This is a genomic window from Streptomyces lonarensis (assembly GCF_012033735.1).
Lineage (GTDB): Bacteria > Actinomycetota > Actinomycetes > Streptomycetales > Streptomycetaceae > Streptomyces > Streptomyces lonarensis.
Genome location: NZ_JAAVJD010000229.1, coordinates 1 through 8,476, shown reverse-complemented (window position 1 = coordinate 8,476; position 8,476 = coordinate 1). Strand labels below are relative to the sequence as shown.

Here is an 8,476-nt window from a genome sequence, read left to right as displayed (position 1 = left end):
GCGTCGTGCCGGCCAGCCGCACGCCGGCGCGCGGGGACACGCCACGGGCCGCCGCCCCACCGGGTACGCAGCGGTCGGCGCGCCCCCGGCCGCCCGGAGCGGGAACCGGCCGAACCGGCCAATTCGGCGGCGCTCACCGCGGCGCCGATCGCCTCACGGACCGGCCCGGGCAGTGCCCCGCGAGGCGCTTCAGAAAAAACTTCCCGGTGTGCGTTGGAAGGTCCCCACAAAAGCCGCACGCGTCGCGGAGCTCCGCACCGCTTCGGCCGGGAACCCCCGGCGGAAACTGGTGGCCGCTGTGCGGCGTCATTACCAGGGGTGCCACGCACCGGAGCCACCGACCGATCACCCTGGGTACACAGGTACTCACTTCTGCGGGGGACTCGGCGCGCGGTGTGGTGTGTATCTAAAATCGCTGTGTTCCAAGGAGGGAGCCAACGTGCGCAAGGTGCTCATCGCCAATCGCGGCGAAATCGCCGTCCGCGTCGCGCGAGCCTGCCGGGATACCGGTATCGCCAGCGTCGCCGTATACGCAGAACCGGACCGGGACGCGCCCCATGTGCGCGCCGCGGACGAGGCGTTCGCGCTGGGTGGTGACACCCCCGCGACCAGCTATCTCGACTTCCAGAAGGTACTGAAGGCCGCCGCCGACTCCGGTGCCGACGCCGTGCACCCGGGCTACGGCTTCCTCTCGGAGAACGCCGAGTTCGCCCAGGCCGTCATGGATGCCGGGCTGACGTGGATCGGCCCGCCGCCGCAGGCGATCCGGGACCTCGGCGACAAGGTCGCCGCCCGGCACATCGCGCAGCGCGCCGGGGCGCCGCTCGTCGCCGGCACCAAGGACCCGGTGAGCGGCGCCGACGAGGTCGTGGCGTTCGCCGAGGAACACGGTCTCCCCGTTGCCATCAAGGCGGCGTTCGGCGGCGGCGGCCGCGGCCTGAAGGTCGCCCGCACCCTGGACGAGGTCGCCGAGCTCTACGAGTCGGCGGTCCGTGAGGCCGTCGCGGCCTTCGGCCGCGGCGAGTGCTTCGTCGAGCGCTACCTCGACCGGCCGCGCCACGTCGAGACCCAGTGCCTCGCCGACCAGCACGGCAACGTGGTCGTCGTCTCCACCCGTGACTGCTCGCTGCAGCGCCGCCACCAGAAGCTCGTCGAGGAGGCGCCCGCGCCGTTCCTCACCGAGGAGCAGAACGCCGAGCTGTACCGGGCGTCCAAGGCGATCCTCCGCGAGGCCGGCTATGTCGGCGCCGGGACCTGCGAGTTCCTCGTGGGCCAGGACGGCACCATCTCGTTCCTGGAGGTGAACACCCGGCTCCAGGTCGAGCACCCGGTCACCGAGGAGGTCACCGGGATCGACCTGGTCATCGAGCAGTTCCGTATCGCCGACGGCGAGGAGCTGGGGTACGACGATCCCGAACTCCGCGGCCACTCCATCGAGTTCCGGATCAACGGCGAGGACCCGGGCCGGGGCTTCCTGCCCGCCCCCGGCACCGTCACCTCCTTCGAGGCCCCGGCAGGCCCCGGCGTCCGGCTGGACGCCGGCGTGGAGTCCGGGACCGTCATCGGCCCGGCGTGGGACTCGCTGCTCGCCAAGCTGATCGTCACCGGCGCCACCCGCGAGCAGGCGCTGCGCCGCGCCTCCCGCGCGCTGGCCGAGTTCCGCGTCGAGGGCATGGCCACCGCCATCCCGTTCCACCGCGCGGTCGTCGCGGACCCGGCGTTCGCCCCCGAGGTCCACGGCGAGAAGGCCCCGTTCACCGTCCACACCCGGTGGATCGAGACCGAGTTCGTCAACGAGCTGCCGCCCTTCACGCCCGGCGGCGTCGGTGACGACGAGGACGCCCACGTCCGCGAGACGGTCGTGGTGGAGGTCGCCGGCAAGCGGCTGGAGGTGTCGCTGCCCGCGACGCTCGCCATGCCGCTGGCCCGCGCCGCCGTCGCGGGTGGCGCCAAGCCGGCGCGTCGGCGCGGCGGCCGCAAGGCGGGCTCCGCCGTCACCGGTGACGCGCTCGCCTCCCCGATGCAGGGGACGATCGTCAAGGTCGCCGTCGAGGAGGGCCAGACCGTCGCCGAGGGCGACCTGGTGGTGGTGCTGGAGGCCATGAAGATGGAGCAGCCCATCAACGCCCACCGGGCCGGGACCGTGAAGGGGCTGACCGCCGAGGTCGGCGCCGCCCTGTCCGCCGGCGCGGCGATCTGCGAGATCAAGGACTGACCGGGTCGTACCGGAGGGACGAGGGGCGGCGACCGTGCGGTCGCCGCCCCTCGTCGTGCGTGCGCCGGGTCAGCGTTGGCGCACCGTGGCGGCGACCGCCGGGCGGGTTGTCGCGGAGGGCGCCTCCGGTGTCGCTTCCGAGGACTCCCGCCAGCGGCTGTCGGCGAGGCGGTCCGGGCGGCGACTCGGCCTCACAGCACCGTTACGGGGCAGAGCTGTTCACCCGCGCGCGAGCCGGATGAAAGGTGCGGTGGTCCGCGCCCCCGACCATGCCTCGCAGCGAGAAGCCCCACCGTGCCGGCACGGTGGGGCCGTTCTGCGTGGCGCACGTTCAGCGGTGAAGCGAACCCGACTTGACGCCGTCCACGAACGCGGCGAACGCGCCCGCGGGCACCGCGAGAGTGGGACCGGTCGTGTTCTTGGAGTCACGGACGGGGACCATGCCGGTCGTGGACGCCGCGTGCGGGGCCCACTCGACACAGGCACTGCCGGTGCCACTGTAGGAGGACTTGACCCAACGCGAGGTCATGGGTTCGTTCGTCACGAGGAGCCCTTTCGTAGCTGCTGGATCATCTCCACGGATGCCGTCTGCGACAGCGACACGGCCATCAGCTGATGGTATGCCCTCACCAGCGGCATGACGGAGGCCAGTTCGCGGTCCAGGTAGCCGCGCGTCTCCGACTCGACATAGGAGAGCACAGACCGGTCGGTCATGGTCAGCAGGTGCACCATGTGCCTGAAAGGGCGGCGTGCGCCGAGACTGTAAGGGGCCAACTGGATCATGAAGTGCGACTGCTCGGTGAGCTCGATGAGCTGCCGCAGCTGCGCGTCCATAACGGCAGCGCCGCCGATAGGCCGACGGATGCAACTCTCGTCCAGCACCGCGACCACCAGCGGCGGCACAGGTCGTAGTAACGCCGCCTGTCGCTTCGCGAGATACGCCATTGCCTCATCGGCCTGCGCTTCCGTTATGGAACCTCGCTTCACGTCACTCTCGGCTTGCGCTTGCGCGTACTCACGCGTCTGAAGCAGGCCGGGGATCACTCCCACCTCGAACAGCCTGATCTCAGAAGCCCGGCTCTCCATCCCCACGTACTCGGGGAAGTCCTGCAAGAGCACGCCGTGCTCGATCTTCCCCCATTCCCGTGCGAATGACTCTTCGGTGCCGGCCAGTCCGAACGCCACGTCAGCGGCGGTCGCGAAGCGTCGGGTGGGCGACTTGTTGCCGGTCTCCACGCCCGACACATGCCGTCCCGAGTAGCCCATGCGCGCACCCAGCTCGTCCTGCAGCCACCCCCGAGCCTCTCGCACGCCGCGCAGCCGTGCGCCGAACGCCGCTTCCGGACTCGCGTCGGGGTTCAGTTCCTTGCGGTTTACCAACGTGTTCTCCGGCGCTGAGACGTTGAAGACAGGCCAACCCTAGGCGACTCCATGACTCCTTGGTAGTGATATCACTACGGAGAGGAATGGTCGTGTGTTCTGATCTTCAGTCCGGCGACGAGGGTGAGACAGAGGTTTTGCCGGTGCCTGCCCCGGCGGATGACGAGCCGGTGACTCCGACTGCCGAACTTGTCGTCAGGTCAGTGGAGTTGGGACAGGTTGTCGAAGCGCATCTGAGAAGGTTGAGGGAGCGGTGAGCGGCGGTTACCGGTTCGCCCGGTTCCCGCTCGTGCGCCGGTCCGGCCCCCTGGTCTTCCGGGTGCAGTGCGAGGTCTGCGCGGAGATCGGCCCGCAGGCGGAGACCGGGGACGCGGCCATGATGTGGGCCGTCCTCCACCTGGACGACCATCCGGGCCGCGAGCTGTTCCGCGAACTCAGCTCCACCCCGTACCGGGCGGAGCCCCACTCGTGAGCGCCGGCCGCTACGTGGACGGCTACCACTGCGAGGTGGTCGCCCGGTCGCCGGACGCGGCAGGTGAGTGGTACCTGGCCACGACATGGGCGGACACCCCTGACGACGCGCTCGACTGGCTTCACCACCAGGCGGCCCGGCTCGCGGACGCGCTCGACGTCCCCCGGGACGACCAGTCGGCGGAGCAGTGCCAGTACACGACCCCGGTCCCCGCGGTCTTCCGCGAGTGGACGGCGGACGCCGAGTTCCGCGCGGTGCAGTGCGCCGCCCTGGCGGACGGGCAGCCGATCAGCGCCAACGCGCGCGGCCCGGATCGCGTCTGCGGTTCCGGGGAGGTCGAAGTCCTCTACTCGCTGGCCGCGCGCCCGATCCTCCGTCCCGTCCTCACCTTCTTCGGGAGCAGCAGTGTCGATCCTCGATGACCCGCGCGCCGCAGCGGTGCGCTTCCCTGCCGCCGAGATTCGCACCGGCGACTTCCTGACGCTGGCCGGCTCGTGCCTGCCCGTCACCGCAGCCGCCCACCGCGGCGGCACGACGTGGCTGGAGCTCGACCGATGCGTGCGGGTACAGCTGCACTCGCTCACCGAGGTGACGGTGATCCGGCCCGTCCGCCCGGCCCGACGCGCACGACCCGTGCGGCCGGTGCGCGCCGCTTGGCCGCGCTGACCCCCGCAGACCCCGCCCCTGCCGGGAGGACCAGCGGTCCTCCCCTTCTCCGCGACGGCCCCGGCAGGGGCGGCGCACCACACGGACACAGACGGGCTCCTGACCGTTCCGTTCGCCGCCTCCGCGCCGTCTGACGTCGGGGTGCGGGGGGCTGACGTCGCCGCGGGGCCCGGCCCCGGGTCCACCGCCTCACCGTCACGGAGTGGGTGGCGTCCGGTGACGACGCCCCGCCACGTGCTCCCGCCCCCGACTACCCGGAACGCTCGCATCACGCCCGCACCGCGAACTGCGGGGCGTGACCGTCGTGAACCTCCGACTCCCGGGCGGGAGGCTTCTTCGGCCTCGACGGGCTTGTGCGAAGAAGTCGACCACCGAGTCGGAGAACGAGCGACCGCGTCGCCCGGTGGACGGCTGAAGACAGAACCGGACCGGATAGCGCCGCTTCGGAGGTTGCGGGAATGGCTGCGCGCGGCGGATCACCGAAGCACCGGGGCGCCTCGCGCGCAGCGCGGCGCGGGGCGCGCCCGCAGCCGCCGCCCCGGCCGCCGTCAGCCGCCGGCGCGGCGTCCGACAGCGGCGCCCTGCCCCAGCGGGTTCGGGGCCGGACTGCGCGGCGTCGGCACCGGGAAGTCCCGGCGGGCCCGCCCCCCGCGGGCGGCCTCGCCGGGAGCGACGGAGATCCGGACACCCTGGTCCGCGAGCGCCTCCAGCTGCGCTGCGGCCTCGCTGTCCGGGGCGGGCTGGTCGGTGACGAGGTGCGAGATCATCTCGGTCGGCACCGTCTGGAACATGGTGTCGGCACCCAGCTTGGACTGGTCGGCGAGGACCACCACCTCCGCGGCGGCGTGGACCAGCGCGCGGTCCACCGAGGCGGAGAGCATGTTGGAGGTCGACAGACCGCGCTCGGCGGTCAGCCCGGCGCCCGAGATGAAGGCGCGCGACACCCGGAGACCCTGGAGGGACTGCTCCGCCCCGCTGCCGACCAGCGCGTAGTTGGAGCCCCGGAGGGTGCCGCCGGTCATGACGACCTCGACCCGGTTGGCGTGCGCCAGTGCCTGGGCGACCAGCAGGGAGTTGGTGACGACCGTCAACCCGGCCACCCTCGCCAGCCGGCGGGCCAGCTCCTGGGTGGTGGTGCCGGCCCCGACGACCACGGCCTCGCCCTCGCCGACGAGCCCGGCGGCGGCCTCCGCGATGGCGGCCTTCTCCGCAGAGGCGGCCAGGGACCGCTGCGGGAAGCCGGCCTCGCGGGTGAAGCCCCCGGGCAGGACGGCGCCGCCGTGGCGCCGGTCGAGGAGGCCCTCGGCCTCAAGGATGCGGACATCGCGTCGCACGGTGACCTCTGAGGTCTGTACGACGCGGGCTAGCTCTCGGAGGGAGACGGCGCCGTTGGCGCGCACCATCTCCAGGATCATTTGGCGACGTTCTGCAGCGAACACGGAACCGACCGTAACGCCAAAGTCCGCCTGGTTTCAGCAGCTTGCGGCAAATCTCAGAAGATGTCATTACCGGACCGTCGCGCGTGGTATAGGGGCTCCGGCCGTCGAGAAAGCGGAACACCTTGCTCCGGAACGACGAACCCCCGCGGCCTGCCAGGACAGGGCGCGGGGGCGGGTCGGCGGAGCGGTTCAGCCCTCCCCGGCCGCCTTGCGGACCTGGAGCTGGCGGGCCACCTCGGCGATCGATCCCGACAGGGACGGGTACACCGTGAACGCCTTTGCGATCTGGTCGACGGTCAGACTGTTGTCGACCGCGACCGAGATGGGGTGGATCAGCTCGCTGGCGCGCGGGGCGACGACCACGCCGCCCACCACGATCCCGGTGCCCGGCCGGCAGATCAGCTTCACGAAGCCGTCGCGGATGCCCTGCATCTTGGCGCGCGCGTTGCGCAGCAGCGGCAGCTTCACCACCTCCGCGTCGATCCGCCCCGCGTCCACGTCGGCCTGGGTGTAGCCCACGGTCGCGATCTCCGGGTCGGTGAAGATGTTGGCCGAGACCGTCGTCAGGTCCAGTGGGGCCACCGCGCCGCCGAGGACGTGGTACATCGCGATGCGGCCCTGCATCGCCGCCACCGAGGCGAGGGCGAAGACCCCGGTGCAGTCACCGGCGGCGTAGACGCCCGGCGCGCTGGTGCGCGAGACCCGGTCGGTCCAGATGTGGCCGGAGTCCTTCAGCCGCACCCCGGCCTCCTCCAGCCCCATGTCGGAGGTGTTCGGCACCGCGCCGACCGCCATCAGGCAGTGCGAGCCGTGGATGACGCGGCCGTCCGAGAGGGTCACCCGTACCTGGTCCTCGCCGTCCTCGCCCTTCACCCTTTCGACGGAGGCGGCGCGCGAGCGGGCCATGACGTTCATGCCGCGGCGGCGGAAGACGTCCTCCAGCACGACGGCGGCGTCGGAGTCCTCGCCGGGGAGCACGCGGTCGCGGGAGGAGACCAGCGTCACCCGCGAGCCGAGCGCCTGGTAGGCACCGGCGAACTCGGCGCCGGTCACGCCGGAACCGACCACGATCAGCTCCGAGGGCAGCTCCGCCAGGTCGTAGACCTGCGTCCAGTTGAGGATGCGCTCGCCGTCGGGCTGGGCGTCCGCCAGCTCGCGGGGGGTGCCGCCGGTGGCGATGAGGACCGCGTCGGCGACCAGCTCGCGGACCGAGCCGTCCGACTCGGTCACCGTCACCCGGCGCGCGCCGTCGGCGGCGCGCTCCGGCTCCAGCCGACCGCGGCCGGCGAGCACCGTCACCCCGGCCCGCGTCACCGAGGCGGTGATGTCGTGGGACTGGGCCAGCGCCAGGCGCTTGACGCGCCGGTTCACCTTGCCGAGGTCCACGCCCACCACCGGGCCCGGGGCGTCCGGGTCGTCCTCCCGGTCCATGACGATGCCCAGCTCCTCGTAGGAGGAGTCGAAGGTCGTCATGACCTCGGCGGTGGCGATGAGCGTCTTCGAGGGCACGCAGTCCGTCAGCACGGAGGCGCCGCCGAGGCCGTCGCGGTCGACGATCGTCACCTCCGCCCCGAACTGCGTCGCAGCGAGCGCAGCCTCGTAGCCGCCAGGTCCACCACCGATGATCACGATCCGAGTCACGTACGACAGTCTCTCGCACCGCCGCGGCGATCACCCGCCTCCCCCCTCGGAGTGCCGTCCGCCGGGGCGCGTGCCCCCGCTCCCGGGCGGCCGCTCCCGTACTCTCAAACCATGTCGCTCTACGCCGCCTACGCGGGAAACCTCGATGCCCGGCTGATGTCGCGTCGCGCGCCGCACTCCCCGCTGCGGGGCACCGGCTGGCTCACCGACTGGCGCCTCACCTTCGGTGGGGAGCACATGGGATGGGAGGGTGCGCTGGCCACGATCGCCGAGGCGCCGCGCTCCCAGGTGTTCGTCGCGCTGTACGACATCGCCCCCATGGACGAGGACAGCATGGACCGGTGGGTGGGCGTCGGCCTCGACATCTACCGGCGGATGCGGGTCCGCGTGGCGACGCTGGAGGGCGACCTCCCGGCGTGGGTCTACGTGCTCAACGGCTACGAGGGCGGGCTGCCGAGCGCCCGCTACCTGGGCGAGATCGCCGACGCGGCGGAGTCCGCGGACGCGCCCCACGACTACGTGATGGAACTGCGCAAGCGCCCCTGCTGACGACGGGCGGGCACTCCCCTGCGGCGCCGCCTCCGGCCGGGGCGGTTCGCGGCTGCGCGGGTTCGCCGGTGCGCCGCGGGTTCCCGCCGGGCGCGGGGCGGCGGTGCCCGGCGG

The 8,476-nt window shown here is 72.3% G+C and carries 9 protein-coding genes; 5 read left to right on the top strand and 4 right to left on the bottom strand.

The genetic code is table 11. From position 1 onward, the window contains the following. The first annotated feature begins 439 nt into the window (after positions 1–439). Positions 440–2,215 (top strand): acetyl/propionyl/methylcrotonyl-CoA carboxylase subunit alpha, encoded by a 1,776-nt coding sequence (locus tag HCN56_RS21150; RefSeq protein ID WP_167973517.1) that lies wholly within the window; start codon positions 440–442, stop codon positions 2,213–2,215. A 331-nt stretch (positions 2,216–2,546) separates the two neighbouring features. Here HCN56_RS21150 and HCN56_RS21145 read toward each other — a convergent pair whose 3' ends face one another. Both HCN56_RS21145 and HCN56_RS21140 read right to left on the bottom strand, forming a co-directional pair. Further along, positions 2,547–2,744, bottom strand: a complete 198-nt coding sequence (locus HCN56_RS21145) for a DUF397 domain-containing protein (RefSeq protein ID WP_167973515.1) — start codon at positions 2,742–2,744, stop codon at positions 2,547–2,549. Between the two features lie 11 nt (positions 2,745–2,755). Beyond that, positions 2,756–3,595, bottom strand: coding sequence for a helix-turn-helix domain-containing protein (locus HCN56_RS21140; protein WP_167973514.1), 840 nt, complete (start codon positions 3,593–3,595; stop codon positions 2,756–2,758). A 253-nt stretch (positions 3,596–3,848) separates the two neighbouring features. On the opposite strand from HCN56_RS21140, the gene HCN56_RS21135 reads away from it, so the two are divergent. Genes HCN56_RS21135 through HCN56_RS21125 form a run of 3 tightly spaced genes read left to right on the top strand, consistent with a single transcriptional unit; the run spans position 3,849 to position 4,733 of the window. Next, entirely contained in the window at positions 3,849–4,067 is a 219-nt protein-coding gene (locus HCN56_RS21135) for a DUF7848 domain-containing protein (RefSeq protein WP_167973512.1), read from the top strand. Further along, positions 4,064–4,489, top strand: coding sequence for a hypothetical protein (locus HCN56_RS21130; protein WP_167973510.1), 426 nt, complete (start codon positions 4,064–4,066; stop codon positions 4,487–4,489). The genes HCN56_RS21135 and HCN56_RS21130 overlap by 4 nt, the downstream gene beginning before the upstream one ends. Next, positions 4,473–4,733, top strand: a complete 261-nt coding sequence (locus HCN56_RS21125) for a hypothetical protein (RefSeq protein ID WP_167967699.1) — start codon at positions 4,473–4,475, stop codon at positions 4,731–4,733. The genes HCN56_RS21130 and HCN56_RS21125 overlap by 17 nt, the downstream gene beginning before the upstream one ends. 548 nt (positions 4,734–5,281) lie before the next feature. On the opposite strand, the gene HCN56_RS21120 is transcribed toward HCN56_RS21125, so the two are convergent. Together HCN56_RS21120 and HCN56_RS21115 are read right to left on the bottom strand one after the other, a co-directional pair. Beyond that, positions 5,282–6,172, bottom strand: a complete 891-nt coding sequence (locus tag HCN56_RS21120; protein ID WP_446696835.1) for a DeoR/GlpR family DNA-binding transcription regulator — start codon at positions 6,170–6,172, stop codon at positions 5,282–5,284. A 189-nt stretch (positions 6,173–6,361) separates the two neighbouring features. Then, positions 6,362–7,822, bottom strand: a complete 1,461-nt coding sequence (locus HCN56_RS21115) for an NAD(P)H-quinone dehydrogenase (protein ID WP_167973519.1) — start codon at positions 7,820–7,822, stop codon at positions 6,362–6,364. A gap of 102 nt (positions 7,823–7,924) precedes the next feature. Between HCN56_RS21115 and HCN56_RS21110 the strand changes: the two genes are divergently transcribed. Beyond that, on the top strand, positions 7,925–8,362 hold the full coding sequence (locus HCN56_RS21110) for a gamma-glutamylcyclotransferase (protein ID WP_167973508.1): 438 nt from the start codon (positions 7,925–7,927) through the stop codon (positions 8,360–8,362). Positions 8,363–8,476 lie beyond the last annotated feature (114 nt).

Coding starts and splice junctions, on each gene's coding strand:
- HCN56_RS21145 (WP_167973515.1), bottom strand. CDS start 2,744: ATGACCTCGCGTTGGGTCAAGTCCTCCTACAGTGGCACCGGCAGTGCC.
- HCN56_RS21110 (WP_167973508.1), top strand. CDS start 7,925: ATGTCGCTCTACGCCGCCTACGCGGGAAACCTCGATGCCCGGCTGATG.